This is a genomic window from Pseudomonas sp. 3HC3 (assembly GCF_044904505.1).
GTDB classification, from domain to species: domain Bacteria; phylum Pseudomonadota; class Gammaproteobacteria; order Pseudomonadales; family Pseudomonadaceae; genus Aquipseudomonas; species Aquipseudomonas putida_Y.
Genome location: NZ_JADDRH010000001.1, coordinates 798678 through 815816, shown reverse-complemented (window position 1 = coordinate 815816; position 17139 = coordinate 798678). Strand labels below are relative to the sequence as shown.

General features: G+C 62.1%; 13 protein-coding genes and 1 pseudogene. 2 read left to right on the top strand and 12 right to left on the bottom strand.

The genetic code is table 11. From position 1 onward, the window contains the following. Nucleotides 1–23: 23 nt before the first annotated feature. Together INQ47_RS03985 and INQ47_RS03980 are read right to left on the bottom strand one after the other, a co-directional pair. Nucleotides 24–998 carry an NAD-dependent epimerase/dehydratase family protein gene (locus INQ47_RS03985; RefSeq protein WP_404701152.1) on the bottom strand — a complete coding sequence of 325 codons (975 nt, stop codon included), beginning with the start codon at nucleotides 996–998 and terminating at the stop codon, nucleotides 24–26. Then, complete coding sequence (locus tag INQ47_RS03980; protein ID WP_404701151.1) at nucleotides 986–2323, bottom strand: UDP-glucose dehydrogenase family protein; 1338 nt, start codon at nucleotides 2321–2323, stop codon at nucleotides 986–988. Before INQ47_RS03980 ends, INQ47_RS03985 begins: the two co-directional genes overlap by 13 nt. A 243-nt stretch (nucleotides 2324–2566) precedes the next feature. Between INQ47_RS03980 and INQ47_RS03975 the strand changes: the two genes are divergently transcribed. Beyond that, on the top strand, nucleotides 2567–3613 hold the full coding sequence (locus INQ47_RS03975; protein WP_404701150.1) for a class I SAM-dependent methyltransferase: 1047 nt from the start codon (nucleotides 2567–2569) through the stop codon (nucleotides 3611–3613). 129 nt (nucleotides 3614–3742) lie between these two features. Here INQ47_RS03975 and INQ47_RS03970 read toward each other — a convergent pair whose 3' ends face one another. The 6 genes from INQ47_RS03970 to yghU form a co-directional block, all read right to left on the bottom strand. Then, nucleotides 3743–4987: a saccharopine dehydrogenase family protein gene (locus tag INQ47_RS03970; RefSeq protein WP_003248123.1), complete on the bottom strand. Its 1245-nt coding sequence runs from the start codon at nucleotides 4985–4987 to the stop codon at nucleotides 3743–3745. A gap of 32 nt (nucleotides 4988–5019) precedes the next feature. Further along, nucleotides 5020–6117: a carboxynorspermidine decarboxylase gene (gene nspC, locus INQ47_RS03965; protein WP_003248125.1), complete on the bottom strand. Its 1098-nt coding sequence runs from the start codon at nucleotides 6115–6117 to the stop codon at nucleotides 5020–5022. Between the two features lie 184 nt (nucleotides 6118–6301). Continuing rightward, nucleotides 6302–7219 (bottom strand): pyridoxal-phosphate dependent enzyme, encoded by a 918-nt coding sequence (locus tag INQ47_RS03960; protein WP_103444499.1) that lies wholly within the window; start codon nucleotides 7217–7219, stop codon nucleotides 6302–6304. Then, entirely contained in the window at nucleotides 7216–7890 is a 675-nt protein-coding gene (locus INQ47_RS03955; protein WP_252459746.1) for a transcriptional regulator, read from the bottom strand. Before INQ47_RS03955 ends, INQ47_RS03960 begins: the two co-directional genes overlap by 4 nt. Nucleotides 7891–7972: 82 nt before the next feature. Further along, nucleotides 7973–9676 carry an amidase gene (locus tag INQ47_RS03950; RefSeq protein WP_404701149.1) on the bottom strand — a complete coding sequence of 568 codons (1704 nt, stop codon included), beginning with the start codon at nucleotides 9674–9676 and terminating at the stop codon, nucleotides 7973–7975. 190 nt (nucleotides 9677–9866) lie between these two features. Then, a complete protein-coding gene (yghU, locus tag INQ47_RS03945) occupies nucleotides 9867–10709 on the bottom strand; it encodes a glutathione-dependent disulfide-bond oxidoreductase (protein ID WP_404701148.1) in 843 nt (280 codons plus the stop codon). Nucleotides 10710–10910: 201 nt separating this feature from the next. Here yghU and INQ47_RS03940 point away from each other — a divergent pair, with 201 nt between their 5' ends. Further along, nucleotides 10911–11957 carry an alpha/beta hydrolase family protein gene (locus tag INQ47_RS03940; protein WP_404701147.1) on the top strand — a complete coding sequence of 349 codons (1047 nt, stop codon included), beginning with the start codon at nucleotides 10911–10913 and terminating at the stop codon, nucleotides 11955–11957. Here INQ47_RS03940 and INQ47_RS03935 read toward each other — a convergent pair. The 4 genes and pseudogenes from INQ47_RS03935 to INQ47_RS03920 form a co-directional block, all read right to left on the bottom strand. Beyond that, nucleotides 11919–13112 (bottom strand): MFS transporter, encoded by a 1194-nt coding sequence (locus tag INQ47_RS03935; protein WP_404701146.1) that lies wholly within the window; start codon nucleotides 13110–13112, stop codon nucleotides 11919–11921. The genes INQ47_RS03940 and INQ47_RS03935 overlap by 39 nt on opposite strands. A gap of 174 nt (nucleotides 13113–13286) precedes the next feature. Next, nucleotides 13287–14873 (bottom strand): ABC-F family ATPase, encoded by a 1587-nt coding sequence (locus INQ47_RS03930; RefSeq protein WP_003248141.1) that lies wholly within the window; start codon nucleotides 14871–14873, stop codon nucleotides 13287–13289. 20 nt (nucleotides 14874–14893) lie between these two features. Beyond that, a pseudogene (locus tag INQ47_RS03925) lies at nucleotides 14894–15295 on the bottom strand (site-specific integrase); the annotation flags it as partial. A 124-nt stretch (nucleotides 15296–15419) separates the two neighbouring features. After that, the gene (locus INQ47_RS03920; RefSeq protein ID WP_404701145.1) at nucleotides 15420–17117 is read right to left on the bottom strand and encodes a phosphoethanolamine transferase; all 1698 of its coding nucleotides are present in this window, start codon (nucleotides 17115–17117) and stop codon (nucleotides 15420–15422) included. Between the last annotated feature and the right edge of the window lie 22 nt (nucleotides 17118–17139).

Here is a 17139-nt window from a genome sequence, read left to right as displayed (position 1 = left end):
TGATCGTGTTGTGAGTGCGTGGATCAAACCCGGTAGAAATCCCGGTACCAGCCAACGAAGGCGTTGACACCATGTTCCAGCGACGTGCCTGGGGAGAAGTCGATCCAGCGTGTCAGTGAGCTGACGTCGGCCCAGGTTTCCAGTACGTCCCCTGCTTGCAGCGGCAGGTAGTCGCGCTGGGCCTTGATACCCAAGGCGTCCTCCAGGCATTCGACAAAATGCAGCAGCCTTACCGGCTGACCGCGGCCAATATTGAACAGTTGGCAGGGTGGTTTCCCTTCGGCCGGCCGGGGCGGTTTCAGGCGCAGGCGCACGATGCTCTCGACGATGTCGTCAATGTAGGTGAAGTCGCGGCCCATCAGGCCGTTGTTGTAAAGCGCTATCGGCCGGCCTTCGAGCATGGCGCGGGTGAACTTGAACAGCGCCATGTCGGGGCGGCCCCAGGGGCCATAGACGGTGAAAAAACGCAGGCCGGTGGTCGGCAGGCGGTACAGGTGCGCGTAGCTGTGCGCCATCAGTTCATTGGCGCGCTTGCTGGCGGCATAGAGCGACACTGGCTGCTCGACCGGGTCGTCGATGCTGAACGGCAGCTTGGCATTGGCCCCGTACACGGAGCTGCTGGAGGCGTAGATCAAGTGGCGTGGTGGCTGCGCTCGGCAGGCCTCGAGAACATTGAGGAAACCAACCAGGTTGGCCTGCCCGTAGGCACCAGGGTTGTCCAGTGAATAGCGCACGCCGGCCTGGGCTGCCAGGTGGATCACCTCACTGAACGGCTGCATGGCGAACAGTTGTTGCAAATCGGCTGGGTTGGCGATGTCGAGGGCATGGAAGTGGAAGCGGGCAAAACCGGACAACTGCTGCAGGCGTGCCCGCTTGAGCTCGACGCTGTAGTAGGCATTGAGGCTGTCGATGCCGACCACTTCGATGCCGGCCTCGCACAGGCGCCGCGCCACATGGTAGCCGATGAAACCTGCCACACCGGTGATCAGTACGGGCATGCGGGCAGCACCTGGCCACGGCCGATGCCGTAATAAGTCAGGCCGGCGGCGGCCATGTGCTCGGGCTCGAACAGGTTGCGCCCGTCGAACACCACCCGGTCGGTCAACTGCTGCGGCACCTTGTCCAGATTGAGTACCCGGTAGTCCTGCCATTCGGTGACGATCACCAGGGCATCGGCGCCCTGCAATGCATCGTCCTTGCAGGGCACCAGTTGCAGGTCGGCACGCGGGCCGTAATGGCGCCGGATTTCTTCCATGGCCTGAGGGTCGTGGGCCTGGACCCGCGCACCCGCGGCCCACAACGCTTCCAGCAAGACCCGGCTGGAGGCTTCGCGGATATCATTGGTATTGGGCTTGAACGACAACCCCCACAGGGCAAACACCTTGCCCCGCAGCCCGCCGGGGTAGTGGCGCTGGATCTTGCTGAACAGCCGGCCCTTCTGCTGCTCGTTGACCGACTCTACTGCGCGCAGCAACTGCGTCTCGAAGCCTTCTGCCTCGGCACTGTGGCGCAGGGCTTGCAAGTCTTTGGGGAAGCACGAACCGCCAAAACCGCAGCCGGCGTAGATGAAGTCGTAACCGATGCGCGGGTCAGAGCCGATGCCACGGCGCACCATTTCGATGTCGGCCCCCAGGTGCTCGGCCAGGTTGGCGATTTCGTTGATGAAGGAAATTTTGGTGGCCAGCATGCAATTGGCCGCGTACTTGGTCAGCTCGGCGCTGCGCGCGTCCATGACCATAAGCTTTTCGCGGTTGCGGCTGAACGGCAGGTAAAGCTCGCGTAGCAACTCCACTTCGGGCGCCTCTGCGCCGCCGATGATGATGCGTTCGGGGCGCATGCAGTCATCCACCGCAGAGCCTTCCTTGAGAAACTCCGGGTTGCTGATCACCTGGAAGCGGCTGGTATCGGCCACGGCCTGGGCGATGCGTGCCTTGATGCGGTGTACCGTACCCACCGGCACGGTGGACTTGTTGACGATCACTATGGGCCCGTCAGCATGTTCGAGGATGCTGTCGACCACGGCAAAAACATGCTTCAGGTCTGCGCTGCCGTCGGCTTGCGGCGGGGTACCGACGGCAATGAACTGCAACCTGGCATAGTTGGCGGCCGCTGCGGCGTCGGTGGTGAAGCACAGGCGACCGCAGGCGAGGTTCTTCTTCAGCAGCGGCGCAAGGCCGGGCTCGAAGATCGGGCAATGGCCTTCGCTCAGGCTGGCAACCCGATCGGCATCGACATCCATGCACAACACCGAATGGCCCACCTGGGCCAGGCACACCGCCTGGGTCAGGCCGACGTAGCCGGTTCCGAAAACCGTGACCTTCATTTGACAGCTCCTTGATAAGAAAGCTGAAAAAAAATGTCACATCGTTGTTTAGGAATTGTTACCTGATGGATGTTTCGTGGGCCATGAGGCCGTTATTTCACGGCGCCCAGGCAGAGCATCTAAACTTACTGACAGCTCGCGGTAGCGAATCGTACCGCGAACCGACACCCTTGAACCGACCACCGCCTCCCCGGAGTGGACGTCCCTCGCTGGCGATGGCCTTCTTGCAGAGGAGGGCAGGTCATGGACGAGGCAAAGCTTCACGATTTCATGGGCAAGCTGGTGAGCGACATGGGCGCAGCGGCGACGCTGGCCAACGTCATCCTCGGCGATGAACTGGGGCTGTACCGGGCCTTGGCCGACAGCCAGGCGGTCACCCCGGAGCAACTGGCGGAAAAGACCGGCTGCCACCCGCGGCTGGTGCGCGAATGGTTGAATGCCCAGGCGGCCTCGGGTTACATGGTCCATGACAAGGGCCATTTCGTGCTGCCCGAGGAACAGGCCATGGCCCTGGCGCTGGAGGACTCCCCGGCCTATATGGCAGGTGGCGCGGCAGTGGTGGCGGCGCTGTTCCATGACAAGGACAAGCTGGTAGCCGCCATGCGCGGCGATGGCGGGCTGGCCTGGGGCGATCACCACCCGTGCATGTTCAGTGGTACCGAGCGGTTTTTCCGGCCGGGGTATCGCACCTTTCTGGTAGCGGATTGGCTGCCGGCGCTGGAGGGTGTGGTGGCCAAGCTGCAGGCGGGCGCCAAGGTGGCGGACGTGGGGTGCGGCCATGGTGCCTCGACGCTGGTGATGGCGCAGGCGTTTCCGGCGTCGACCTTCGTGGGGTACGACTATCATGAGCCTTCGATCGTCACCGCCAACGAGCGTGCACGTGAAGCGGGGTTGGAGGCGCGGGTGAGCTTCCAGCAGGCCAGCGCCAAGGACTACCCGGGGCATGACCATGACCTGGTGTGCTTCTTCGATTGCCTGCACGACATGGGTGATCCGGTCGGGGCAGCCCGGCATGCCTACAATGCTTTGAAGGCAGATGGCACGGTCATGCTGGTGGAACCGTATGCCGAGGACACGCTGGAGGGTAACCTGACACCGGTCGGACGGTTGTTCTATGCCGCGTCTACCTTCATCTGCACGCCGAATTCGCTGTCGCAGGAGGTGGGCCTCGGGCTGGGCGCACAAGCCGGAGAAGCACGCTTGCGGGCCGTCTTCGAGGAGGCGGGGTTCAGCAGGTTCCGGCGGGCGACGCAGACGCCGTTCAACCTGATTCTGGAGGCCCACAAGTAGAGGTAATCCTGCGCCGGCCTCTTCGCGGGCTTGCCCGCTCCCACAGGTTACGTGCTTGTTTCAGGCCTGTGGCGATCCTGGACCTGGAAAGCAGAAGGGGCGCCATGTGGCGCCCCTTCTGTTTGTTGCTTAGGCTTCAGCGTCCCAAGGACGATCGCCTTTTTCATCTTTGACGCGGGTCGGCAGGCCCATCACGTCCAGCGCCTTGAGGAACGGCTCGGCTGGCAGCTCCTCGACGTTGACCATGCGCTTGGCATCCCACTCGCCACGGGCAACCAGCAGGGCGGCAGCCACTGGCGGTACGCCGGCGGTGTAGGAAATGCCCTGGCTGTCGGTCTCGGCGTAGGCTTCTTCGTGGTCAGCCACGTTGTAGATGAACACTTCGCGCGGCTGGCCATCCTTGGTGCCTTTGACCAGGTCACCGATGCAGGTCTTGCCGGTGTAGCCAGGGGCCAGCGAGGCCGGGTCTGGCAGTACGGCCTTGACCACTTTCAGCGGCACCACTTCCAGGCCTTCGGCGGTTTTCACCGGCTGCTCGCTGAGCAGGCCCAGGTTTTTCAGAACAGTGAACACGTTGATGTAGTGCTCGCCGAAGCTCATCCAGAAGCGCACGTTCGGTACATTGAGGTTCTTCGAAATCGAGTGAACTTCATCGTGGCCGGTCAGGTACAGGTTTTGCGAGCCTACCACTGGCAGGTCGTCGGTACGCTTGACCTCGAACATGGTGTTGCTGGTCCACTGGCTGTTCTGCCAGCTCCACACCTGCCCGGTGAACTCGCGGAAGTTGATTTCCGGGTCGAAGTTGGTGGCAAAGTACTTGCCATGCGAACCGGCATTGACGTCGAGAATATCGATCGAATCAATGCTGTCGAAATATTGCTGCTGCGCCAGCTTGGCGTAGCTGTTCACCACACCCGGGTCGAAACCGACGCCGAGAATGGCGGTAATGTTCTTTGCCTGGCACTCTTCGAGGTGTTTCCACTCGTAGTTGCCGTACCACGGCGGGGTCTCGCAGATCTTGCCCGGCTCTTCGTGGATGGCGGTGTCCAGATAGGCGACACCCGTATCGATGCAGGCACGCAGCACCGACATGTTGAGGAAGGCGGAACCCACATTGATCACGATCTGCGATTCGGTTTCGCGGATCAGTGCCTTGGTTGCCTCGACATCGAGGGCATTGAGCGAGAAGGCCTGGATGTCGGCGGGTACCTTGAGGCTACCCTTGGCCTTGACGCTGTCGATGATGGCCTGGCATTTGGAGATGTTCCGTGACGCGATAGCGATACGACCCAGTTCGTCGTTATGCTGCGCGCACTTGTGGGCCACCACCTTGGCGACACCTCCTGCACCAATGATAAGAACGTTCTTCTTCAATTTACCTTTTGCTCCTTACTTGAAAGCCGGTCTTACGACAGGCTGGAAACGTAGTCTTCGAAACCGAACTCGCGGACGACTTCGACGCTGCCGTCGAGCTGCTTGACCACGATGGAAGGCATCTTCAGCCCGTTGAACCAGTTTTTCTTGACCATGGTGTAACCCGCCGTGTCGATGAACGACAGGCGATCGCCAATGGCCAACGGACGGTCGAATTGGTACTCGCCGAAGATGTCACCGGCCAGGCATGACTTGCCGCAGACCATGTAGGTATGCTCGCCGTCATTGGGGGCCATCTTGGCGTTGAGGCGGTAGATCAGCAGGTCGAGCAGGTGCGCTTCGATCGAGCTGTCGACCACGGCCAGGTGCTTGCCGTTGTACAGGGTATCGAGCACGGTCACTTCCAGCGAGGCGCTGTTGGTGATGGCGGCTTCGCCGGGCTCCAGGTATACCTGCACGCCGTATTTTTCCGAGAACGCCTTCAGGCGTGCGCAGAAGGCGTCTACTGCATAGTCTTCACCGGTGAAGTGAATGCCGCCACCAAGGCTGACCCACTCGACCTTGTGCAGCAGGTGGCCGAAACGCTCTTCGATGTGCGTGAGCATCTTGTCGAACAGGCCGAAGTCACCGTTCTCGCAGTTGTTGTGGAACATGAAGCCGGAGATCTGTTCGATCACCTGCTCGATCTTGGCCGGGTCCCATTCGCCCAGGCGGCTGAACGGGCGGGCCGGGTCGGCCAGCAGGTAGTCGGAGCTGCTGACCTGCGGGTTGACGCGCAGACCACGCACTTTGCCTTCGGACTGTTCGGCAAAGCGCTGCAGCTGGCCGATCGAGTTGAAGATGATCTTGTCGCAGTTCTCAAGCATCTCCTCGACCTCGTCGTCGGCCCAGGCCACGCTATAGGCATGGGTTTCGCCGGCGAACTTCTGGCGGCCGAGCTTGAGCTCGAACAGGGAGGACGAGGTGGTACCGTCCATGTACTGCTGCATCAGGTCGAACACCGACCAGGTGGCGAAGCACTTGAGGGCGAGCAGCGCCTTGGCACCGGAGTGTTCGCGCACGTAGGCGATCTTCTCCATGTTGCTGAGCAGCTTGGTTTTATCGATGAGGTAATACGGCGTCTTGATCATTTAAAGGCCCCCGGCCAGGCCGGCCAAAAAAAGGACACGCATTGTGCCTTCACTTGCCGCAGACCGAAAGGGCGGGATACGCATTTCGTCAGGGTTGACGCGATTGCGAGGGCTTTTCGGTTGCGGCGAGCCTAGTAGATCAGGTGCATGTGACTGTCGTAATCACCCCCGACAGATGGCAGCTTCAGTCTGCCTGCTGCAGCCACGCCCTGATCTGCTCCAGTGTTGCGGTAGCGCCGCCACAGACCACCACCAGTACATTGCGCAAGGCGCCCAGTGCTTTGGCATCATAGGCCACTGCCAGCGCCGCCCCGCACGCGGGCTCGACCAGCACACGGTGGTCCAGCAAGAACCGCTCACAGGCCTCCAGCGCTGCGCGATCGCTGACCAGGTGGCTGTGCACCGGATGCTGCTGCACGCATATCAGCGCCTGATCAGCCACACGCTTGGCCCCCAGCGACGTCGCCACCGAGGCGATACGCTCCAGCTCCACCGAATGGCCGGCCTGCATGGCCGCATGCAGCGACGCCGCGCCCTCGGTTTCTACCGCCAGCACCGGCACATCGCCCCAGCCATTGCGCTTCAGCCCCTCGACCACGCCACTGAGCAAGCCGCCACCGCCGACTGACAGCACCACCGCGTCCGGCTTCAGGCCGGCCTCGGCCACTTCATCCACCAGGCTGGCATGCCCGGCCCACAGCAGTGGGTCGTCGAACGGATGGATGAAGGCATCGTTCGGGCCTACCAGTGTCTGTGCCAGGGCGTTGGCCTCTTGCCAGGAACTGCCGTGCACCACCACCTTGGCGTTTTCCAGGTGCAGCAACTCCTTGGCCCGTTCGGTGGTGGTTTCGGGTACCACCACGGTCACCGGCACCCCCAGCTTGCGTCCGGCGTAGGCGACTGCCAAACCGGCATTGCCGCCTGACGAGGACACAAAGTGCCGGGCGCCGCGCGCCTGGTGTACCTCGCAGGCGTGGCCTACACCGCGCAGTTTGAACGAACCGCAGGGTTGCAGGGCGTCGAGCTTGAGCCAGATATTACGGCCGGCAGCCAACGACAGCGGGCGCGATTCGATCAGGGGGGTATGAATGTGCAAGGTCATTGGCTGGCTCCGCGTAGTTGCTCGAGGTAGTTGTAAATGGTGTAGCGCGTCACGCCGAGGGCGCTGGCAGCCTTCTCGACACCGCCCTTGACGATGAACAGGCCGCGTTCCTGCATGACGCGCACGGCCTCGACCTTGGCCTGTTTGTTCATTCGCCCCTGGCCGCTGCGCTGCAGGGCGGCCTGGATGATCTCGCTCATCAGCAGCTCCATGTCGGCTGGTTCGTTGACCGCCGGTATGGCCCCCAGCGGCTGCAACTGCTGGAGAAAGCTCATGGCAGCATCGAGGCCGGTGACGTCGGTGTTGACGCACAGGCTGGCGAACGGGTGGCCGCTGCTGTCACGGAAAATTGCCGTGGCACTTCGTAGCGTGCGGCCTTTGAGCGTAGTGGGGTAATCGGGCAGCACCACCGGCTCACAGCCGTGCTGGTCGGCCGAGGCCTGCATCAGTGCCTTGAAACCCTGGTCCTGCTCCGGTGCGGCGAGGATCGGGCTACCTACGCTGCGGCCGGAAAGATGACCGTTGACGATCGCCACCACCGAGTGCTCGGGGTGGTCAAGGTCGTGCAGGAGAATTTCCATGTTGCGCGCTGCAACGCTGCCCAGGGCCTGGATGGCGGCCTTGAGCACGGTGAGGGTGAGTCGGCGTTCTTCGCTGGAGGTGATAGGCATGGCAGATCGCAAAATAAACTATTTGTGTATTTTTACACATTTAGTTGAAATTCGCGATCTGCTTTAACGGGCCCTGTAAGACTCAGCCGAGCGCCGGTGTGCGCGGCGGAATCATCCGGCGCGAGCCGGTCGCCTCGAAGGCAGCAGCAAAACTCAGCAGCGCGTTGTCGCTATAGGCCTTCCCGGCAAAGGTCAGCCCTACCGGCATACCGATGTCGGCCATCACGCCCATCGGCACGGTGACGGTCGGCACCCCCAGGTGACGGATTGCCAGGTTGCCGTTGGCTACCCAGATACCGTTGCTCCAGGCGATGTCCGCCGATACCGGGTTGATATCGGCATCGGCCGGGCCAACGTCGGCTACGGTGGGGAACAGCACCGCGTCCAGGCCCAGCTTGTCCATCCAGTCTTCCAGGTCCAGCTTGCGGGTCTGCTCCAGGCCGCGCAGGCCGTCGGGCAGGGTTTCGATCTGGTCCCAGGTCTTCAGACCGCGTTTGGCCATGTTGACGTACTCGTCCATGCCCGCAGCCAGGTCGTCTTCACGGTTGGGCAAGGTGCCCGGGTCATGCGGGAAGATCTTCAGCCCGTCGACATCGGCCAGGCGGTTAAGCTTGGGGTCATCGTTGGCGCGCAGGAAGTCGTCAAAGGCCCAGCCCGACAGTTCCCACAGTTCGTCATGCAGGAACGCTTTGCTGACGATGCCACGGTTGTACACGGTCGGCGCGCCTGGGCGGTCACCTTCACAGTTGGACACCAGCGGGAAGTCCACTTCCAGTACTTCGGCACCCGCTGCTTCCAAGGCCTGGCGCGCTTGTTGCCACAGGTCGATCACCGTCGCGCGGGTGTTGATGCGTTGGCCGGTCGGCCCGCCGATGCCCGGCTTTTCGGAGGTGCCTGCTTCGGGGTCGGCATTTATATACATGCGTGGTACGCCAAAGCGCTTGCCCTTGAGCGCGCTGGCATCCACCGCCAGGTCAAGGTAAGACGTCGGACGTATCGTTGAAGCAGCCGGGATCGGCACCCATGGCTGCAGGCGCCACAGGTCGCCGCGCTTGTCGGCGTCATCGGCCACCACCACGTCGAGGATTTCCAGCAGGTCGGCCATGGTGCGGGCATAGGGCACCACCACGTCCATGGTCGGCGTCAGCGGCCAGTTGCCACGCACCGAAATCACCCCGCGCGACGGGGTGTAGGCGCACAGGCCATTGTTGGACGCCGGGCCACGGCCGCTGGACCAGGTTTCTTCGGCCAGGCCGAAGGCGCTGAAACTGGCGGCGGTAGCGGTACCGGCGCCGTTGGACGAGCCCGAGGCGAAGGGCGCGGTCAGGTAGTTGGCGTTGTACGGGCTTTCGGCGCGGCCATAGACGCCGCGCTGCATGCCACCGTTAGCCATGGGCGGCATGTTGGTCTTGCCCAGGCATACGGCACCGGCGGCGCGCAGGCGCTCGATGGTGAAGGCGTCGCGCTGGGCGACCAGGTCCTTGAAGGCAGGGCTGCCGGAGGCGGCAGTCAAACCTTTGACCAGGTAGCTGTCCTTGGCGGTATAGGGGATGCCGTCCAGCGGGCTAAGCACCTGGCCCTTGGCACGGCGGGCGTCGGAGGCCTCGGCTTCTTTCAGCGCCTCCGGGTTGCGTACCACTACGGCGTTAAGGGCAGTGGCGGTGTCGGCGCCATCGTAGGCGTCGATACGTGCCAGGTAGGCCTTGACCAGCTCGACCGCCGTCGTGCGGCCCGACTCGAGCGCGTCGCGCAGCTCGGCAATGGAAACCTCGGTTACCTCGATCATGCGTTCACCAAAAAATGTGCAAGTGGGGGCTAATGCGAGGAGTGTACAAGAAGGGCTTGGCGGACGCAGGTTTGCGCGGGGGCAAATGGTTTGATGCAGGGGAGCATTGTCGGGGGCATTCACAGGCATTACGCGGCCCTTTGTTGGGGCGGTCTTTTGTTGCCAAAGGGCCGCTCCCACATGGTCTGCGTCAACCTGCCAGGTCTGCGGCGCTATGGCGCTCCGGCACCTGGCTGTCTTCATCTCCCCAGGTACGGTTCACCCGTGTACCGCGCTGCACCGCAGGGCGCAGGGCAATTTCCTCGGCCCAGCGCTGTACGTTCGGGTACTCGTCAACCGCCAGGAACTGCGCGGCGTCATACAGGTTGCCGCGTACCAGCTGGCCATACCAAGGCCACACGGCGATATCGGCAATACTGTATTCCTCGCCGCCCAGATAACGGCTTTCGGCCAAGCGACGATCAAGTACGTCCAGCTGACGTTTGGCCTCCATGGTGAAGCGGTTGATGGCGTACTCGAACTTTTCCGGTGCATACACGTAGAAGTGGCCAAAGCCACCGCCCAGGTAAGGCGCCGCACCCATCTGCCAGAACAACCAGTTCAGGCTTTCGGTGCGCGCAGCCGGCGATTCTGGCAGCAAAGCACCGAACTTCTCTGCCAGGTACAGCAGGATCGAGCCTGACTCGAACACCCGCACCGGCGGCTCCACACTACGGTCGAGCAGGGCAGGAATCTTCGAGTTGGGGTTGACCTGGACGAAACCACTGGAAAACTGATCACCCTCGCCGATGCGGATCAGCCAGGCATCGTATTCGGCACCGACGTGACCCAGGGCAAGCAGTTCTTCAAGGGCAATGGTGACCTTGACGCCATTGGGCGTGGCCAGGGAATACAGCTGCAGTGGGTGCTTGCCCAGCGGCAGGTCCTTGTCGTGAGTCGGGCCGGCTACCGGGCGGTTGATGCTGGCGAACTGGCCGCCGGAGGCTGCGTCGTTGCGCCAGACTTTGGGTGGCACGTAGGCAGGCTTGCTCATGCATGAATCTCCTTCAATGGCGCGAAAACGGTCACGTAAACACGTGGACCTGCATCTATGCCACGGGTTCGATGCAATGCGCAAATGCACAGGGTGCAGGCGCAACGTGCATGATGGCGGTTTCATCCAGTTTTCATCCGGCACAAGCCCGGCCGGTTTTATGCTGGGTTATCCCTTCGTCCTGCAAGGAACCGCTGGCCGATGACCATTGCACGCTGCATGTTGGCGCTGGCTCTGCTCGGCGGCCTGCTGGCCCGCGCCGAGGCCTCGCCGTGGGTTGCCGGCCTGCACCTTATGACCTTGACCGACCCGGTCGATAGCCGCCCAATGCAAGCGCTGGCGTTCTACCCGGCCATTGGCAAGACCCATAGCAGGCGTATTGACGGGTACCCCGTCGACGTGGCCGAAGAGGCGCCCGTCGCCATGGGGCGATTTCCGTTGCTGGTGCTGTCTCATGGCAATACGGGCAGCCCATTGGCCTTGCATTACCTGGCCACATCGCTGGCGCGCCAAGGGTTCGTGGTGGTGGCGGTTGTTCACCCGGGGGACAACGTGCGCGACCATAGTCGCCTTGGCACCCTGAGCAACCTTTATGGACGGCCGCTACAACTCAGCGCGGCGATCACTGCAACGCGCGACGATAGCGTGGTCGGGCCTTATCTGAACGAAGGCAAGGTGGGTGTGATCGGCTACTCGGCTGGCGGAGAAACCGCGTTGATCCTGTCTGGCGCACGCCCTGATCTGGACCGTCTGCGTCAGTACTGCCTGGAGCGTCCGAATGACGCAGACGCCTGCAAAACCCACGGCATACTGATTGCCGACCGCAGCGAACTGGCGCCTGAGACCGACCAGCGGGTGGGTGCGGTCATGTTGATGGCGCCGCTGAGCCTGTTGTTCGGGCGCCATGCCTTGGCCAGGGTGCAGGTACCCGTGCTGATCTTCAGTGGCGACAGCGATCAGCTTGTGGCTGTGGACCGTAATGCCGAGGCCCTGGCCCGCAAACTGCCGGTCACACCGGACTACCGCCTGTTGGCCGGTGCCGGGCACTTCGTGTTCATGGCCCGTTGCGATGCCGAGCAGTACGCGCGGATGACGGCGCTGTGCAAGGATGCCGACGGCGTCGACCGCCGGCATATCCATCGCTCGCTGCAGCGAGAAACGGCGGCGTTCTTCAGCCAGGCGCTGGGTGCGCCAGCGCCGGCTGAGCGTTCAGCTGCGACGGGCGCGCCGCGCCAGCAACAACGTTAGGCCGACCCCGGCCAAGGCGAGCAGGGCAGCCACGCAGAAGATTGAGGCATACCCCAGGTGCGCAGCGACGGCCCCCATCACTGGGCCGGCAATGGCCAAGGCCATGTCGAAGAACACTGCATAGGCACCCAGCCCCGCGCCGCGGCTGCTGCTGGGGACTTGTCTGATCGCCTCCACGCCCAATGCCGGGTAAACCAGCGACAGTCCGAAACCGGTCAGCCCGGCGCCAACCAGCGCCCAGGGCGGCGAGGGCGCCAGCCACAGAAGGCTCAGGCCAAGCACTTCGGTGGCCATGCAGGCGACCGCCACGTTGTAGCCACCAAAGCGGTTGACCGCGTTGACGAACAGCAGCCGTGAAATGATGAAGCACACGCCAAATGCACTCAGGCACCAGGCCGCGCCGGCCCAGCCGCGCTCGAGGTAATACAAGGTGACGAAGGTGGTCAAGGTGCCGTAGCCGATCGAGGCCAGGGTCAGACCCAGGCCGCACGGGGCAACCCGGCCGAACGCCGACCAGAAGGGCAGGCGCTCGCCGCGTACCACGACCACGTCGGGGCGCTTGCGAAGCACCAGCAGGGCAAGGGTTGCCAGCACCAGCAAAGCCGGCCCCAGCACGCTGAAGTCCAGCCCGTCCACGGCCAGAACGCCCATTGGCGCACCGATGGCGATCGCGCCATAGGAGGCGATACCGTTCCACGAGATGACCCTGGCAGTGTGCTCGGGGCCGACCTGGCTGATGCCCCAGCTCAAGGTGGCCACGCCGATCAGCCCTTGGGCGATGCCCAGCAGCAAACGTCCACCGAGCAGCAGTGCCAGGCTCAGCAGCGGTAAGGTGAGGGTCCAGGCTGACAGCAACGTCAACACCCCACAACCGGCAATCCCCAGCAGGCCAAAGCGGATGGCCTGTTTCCCTCCCAAGGTGTCCGCCACCCTCCCTGCAAACGGGCGGCTCAGCAGTGTGGCCAGATACTGCAGGCCAATCGTTACACCGGCGATTACTGCGCCAAAGCCGAGTTGGTCGTGCACATAGCCGGGTAGTACCGCAATCGGCAGGCCGATGCAGAGGAAGGCAATGAAGGTATAGAAAACGATCGACAGGATCTGCAGGGTGATGTGCAGCGTGTTACTGGCGGGGGCAGGTTGTTGCGCGGTCATGGGCTCTTTCGCGGGCGGGCGGTTGGGCGTGGACCCATCATGGCTGGTGCGCGAAGGAAAAGAAAGCAGGCTAACGAATTATTCGTCGGGTAGTGTCAGTCGGTGGGAGGGGGCTTCGCGGGCAAGCCCGCGAAGAGGCCTAGCCACACAAGGTGGCCAGGCCTTGGCCTTCAATCAGACCAGCACACCCTGGCTACGCAGGTAGTCATCGTAAGTACCGCTGAAGTCCACCACACCATCGGCCGACAGCTCGATGATGCGCGTGGCCAGCGACGACACGAACTCGCGGTCGTGGCTGACGAACAACAGGGTACCCGGGTAGTTTTCCAGCGCCAGGTTCAGCGCTTCGATCGATTCCATGTCCAGGTGGTTGGTCGGCTCGTCCATCACCAGCACGTTCGGCTTCTGCAGGATCAGCTTGCCGAACAGCATGCGACCTTGTTCACCACCGGAAATCACCTTCACCGACTTGAGGATCTCGTCGTTGGAGAACAGCATGCGCCCCAGGGTGCCGCGGATCACCTGCTCGCCAGAGGTCCACTGGCCCATCCAGTCGAACAGGCTCATGTCGTCTTCGAAGTCGTGGGCGTGGTCCTGGGCGTAGTAGCCCACTTCGGCGCTGTCGGTCCACTTTACCGAGCCGGCATCCGGGGTCATCTCGCCGACCAGGGTGCGCAGCAGGGTGGTCTTGCCAATACCGTTGGGGCCGATGATCGCAACGCGCTCGCCCGCTTCGACGGTGATGTCGAAGTTCTTGAACAGCACCTTGTCGTCGAAGGCTTTGGCCATTTTCTCGACGACTACGGCCTGGCGGTGCAGTTTTTTCGTCTGTTCGAAGCGAATGAACGGGCTGACGCGGCTGGACGGCTTGACCTCGGCCAGCTGGATCTTGTCGATCTGCTTGGCACGTGAAGTGGCCTGCTTGGCTTTGGAGGCGTTGGCCGAGAAGCGGCTGACGAAGGTTTGCAGCTCGGCGATCTGGGCTTTCTTCTTGGCGTTGTCCGACAGCAGCTGCTCACGCGACTGGGTGGCTGCGGTCATGTACTCGTCATAGTTGCCCGGGAACAGGCGCAGCTCACCGTAATCCAGGTCAGCCATGTGGGTGCAGACGCTGTTGAGGAAGTGCCGGTCGTGGGAAATGATGATCATGGTGCTGTTACGCGCCGTGAGGATCGTTTCGAGCCAGCGGATGGTGTTGATGTCCAGGTGGTTGGTCGGTTCGTCGAGCAGCAGCACGTCCGGGTCCGAGAACAGCGCCTGGGCCAGCAGTACACGCAGCTTCCAGCCCGGTGCCACTTCGCTCATCGGGCCGAAGTGCTGGTCCAGTGGAATACCCAGGCCCAGCAGCAGTTCACCGGCGCGGGACTCGGCGGTGTAGCCGTCCATTTCGGCGAATTCGGTTTCCAGCTCGGCGACGGCCATGCCGTCTTCTTCGGTCATTTCCGGCAGCGAGTAGATACGGTCACGCTCGGCTTTGACTTTCCACAGCTGGCCGTGGCCCATGATCACCGTGTCGATCACGGTGAATTCCTCGTAGGCGAACTGGTCCTGGCGCAGCTTGCCCAGGCGGGTATTCGGCTCGAGCATGACCTGGCCTGCGGACGGCTCCAGGTCACCGCCGAGGATTTTCATGAAGGTCGACTTGCCGCAACCGTTGGCGCCGATCAGGCCGTAGCGGTTGCCATTGTTGAATTTGACGGAAACGTTTTCGAACAGCGGCTTGGAGCCGAACTGCATGGTGATGTTAGCGGTGGAGATCAAAGGGCTTACCTATCAGTAACTTACGACGCTGGGCTTTCAGCTGATACCGATTTGATACCAATCTTGAGTTTTTCCAGCTCGCTCCAGTCGGAGCTTGAATTAAGCCAACGGGCATACGTCGACAGCAGCATCTGAATGCTGTGACCCAGCTGTTGGGCGATAAATGCGGGGTTGAGGCCGGACATTGAGCGTATTGTCGCATAGGTGTGACGGCAGTTGTATGGGGGGCGACGCTTGATCCCCAATTCAATCAGCACAGGCACCCACCGTTTGTGGGGCTCGGAGATCTGCTTCACGCATTCCGCATTCCTCGACGGCGGGGGCGGGAACGGTGTTTCGGTCACAGCTCCCTTTCCCTCTCTGCGGCGATTCGCGTGCTGCCAGGCAAACCGGATCGTTCGCAAGGCCCGATAGCACAGCAGCTCGCGAACGCTTCACCAGGTCAAGCAGGGCGGCTGGTTCTTTTGCCAGGATCCCCTCACGCATCGCAGCCTCTACTATGGTGGACAGTATGGGGCGAATACCTGGCTCAGAGGTGACCCCTACTTACAGCTCTGGCTGCGGGTTGTCAGTTGTCCCATTACTCACCAACTGTTCCGCCTGGCAAGGCTTGAAAAGATCCATCTTGTCACGGTAGGCAGCGGTTTGGACATCCATCAGACCGAGGACGGAATGGAAAAGATTGTCGTGGGATAATGCCACATCTGTACGCTTCGCCATGCAGGGCTGGGAAATGCCCCGCTTTGCTGCCAGCTGTCGGGACAGCCATAGCACCATCGGTACCTGTGTCTGCTCCACTGGCGCCATTGCATAAGGTAAGCCGTGCAGGTAAACGCCTTTCTCGCCCAGTGACTCGCCGTGGTCGGAGACGTAAAGCATCGCAGTGTCGAACCGGCTGTCGTTGCTCTTGAGCATATCGATCACCAGGCCCAGCACATGGTCGGTGTATAGCAAGGTGTTGTCGTAGGCGTTGCGAATCTCCCCGTCCTCACACTGGTCAAGTTGGTTATCACGGCACACCGGGGTGAAGCGTTCGAAAGCGGACGGGTATCGCTTGTAGTAGGAAGGGCCATGGCTACCTTTCATGTGCAGTACAACCACGGTGTTGCCTGTGCTCTGGTCGAGGTAGTTTTGCAGGCCGGAAAGCAGCACTTCGTCGAAGCACTCATCGGTGCTGCACAGCTCAGCGACACTGGCATGAGACATGTCCTGGCTAGGAACCCGGTCGCAGGCGCCCTTGCAACCGGAGTTGTTGTCGCGCCACAGCACGTGGACCCCTGCCCGTTGCAGCACATCGAGCAGGCCTTCGCGGTTGTCGCTGTAGTGGTCCTTCCAGTTCCTGCGGCCCAAGTCCTGGAACATGCAGGGCACCGACACGGCCGTAGCAGTGCCACAGGAACTGACATCACGGAAGCTCAGCACCTCGCGGCTTGCAAGTTTGGGGTTGGTCTCCCGGTCGTAGCCGTTGAGTGAGAAGTTCATTGCCCTGGCTGTTTCGCCGACCACCAATACAAGCAGCTTGCGACGTCCATCGGCGCTCGCGTCAACGCGCTGATGGGCATCAAGGCCGACCTGGATGAAAGCCTTGGGCTTGGCCAGGCTGCGCTTGGCATAGCTGTGTACAGCGCCAAGCACGTTTGACGGCACAAGGATGAGGCGGACCTCGCGGTTGTTACGCAGCAGCGAAGCGTAGGACTGGTACTGAGTTGCCAGGATGACGCCTACCACTGCGAGCACCGCAGCCAAGCTGCCAATGCGCCATAAGACCTGACGCCGCCAGCGCGGGCGCTGCAGCGGCAAGCGATAAAGCACCACGATAGGCAGCACCGCTGTTGTCAGCAGCCAGACCAGCATGCCGGTACTGAGCAGATCACGGGCCTCGGCGACGTCGGTTTGGAACATGTTCGTCAGCATCGAGGCGTCGATGACAATGCCATAACGGGAGATGAAGTAACTGGCGGCTGAGGACACCACCAGCAGTAGCGCCAGCACTGGCCGTAGCAGACGGCCCCAGCAAAGCACCCAGAGGATGACGAAGTGCCAGGCCAACACGAACAGCGGCAAGCTGATCAGAAATAGCGGGTTGCCGTTGTTAAAGCCATCAATGGCCCGCCAGACCTTCGACCAGAAAACCGCGTTGACCCCCACGGTCATCCACAATGCCACCAACAAGATGATCCCAATTGGGTTAATGCCTTTTCCCTCCCCGCTAACTGCCTGGGAAGTTACCGCTTCCTTGTTCATTGACCTACAGCTCCACAATCAG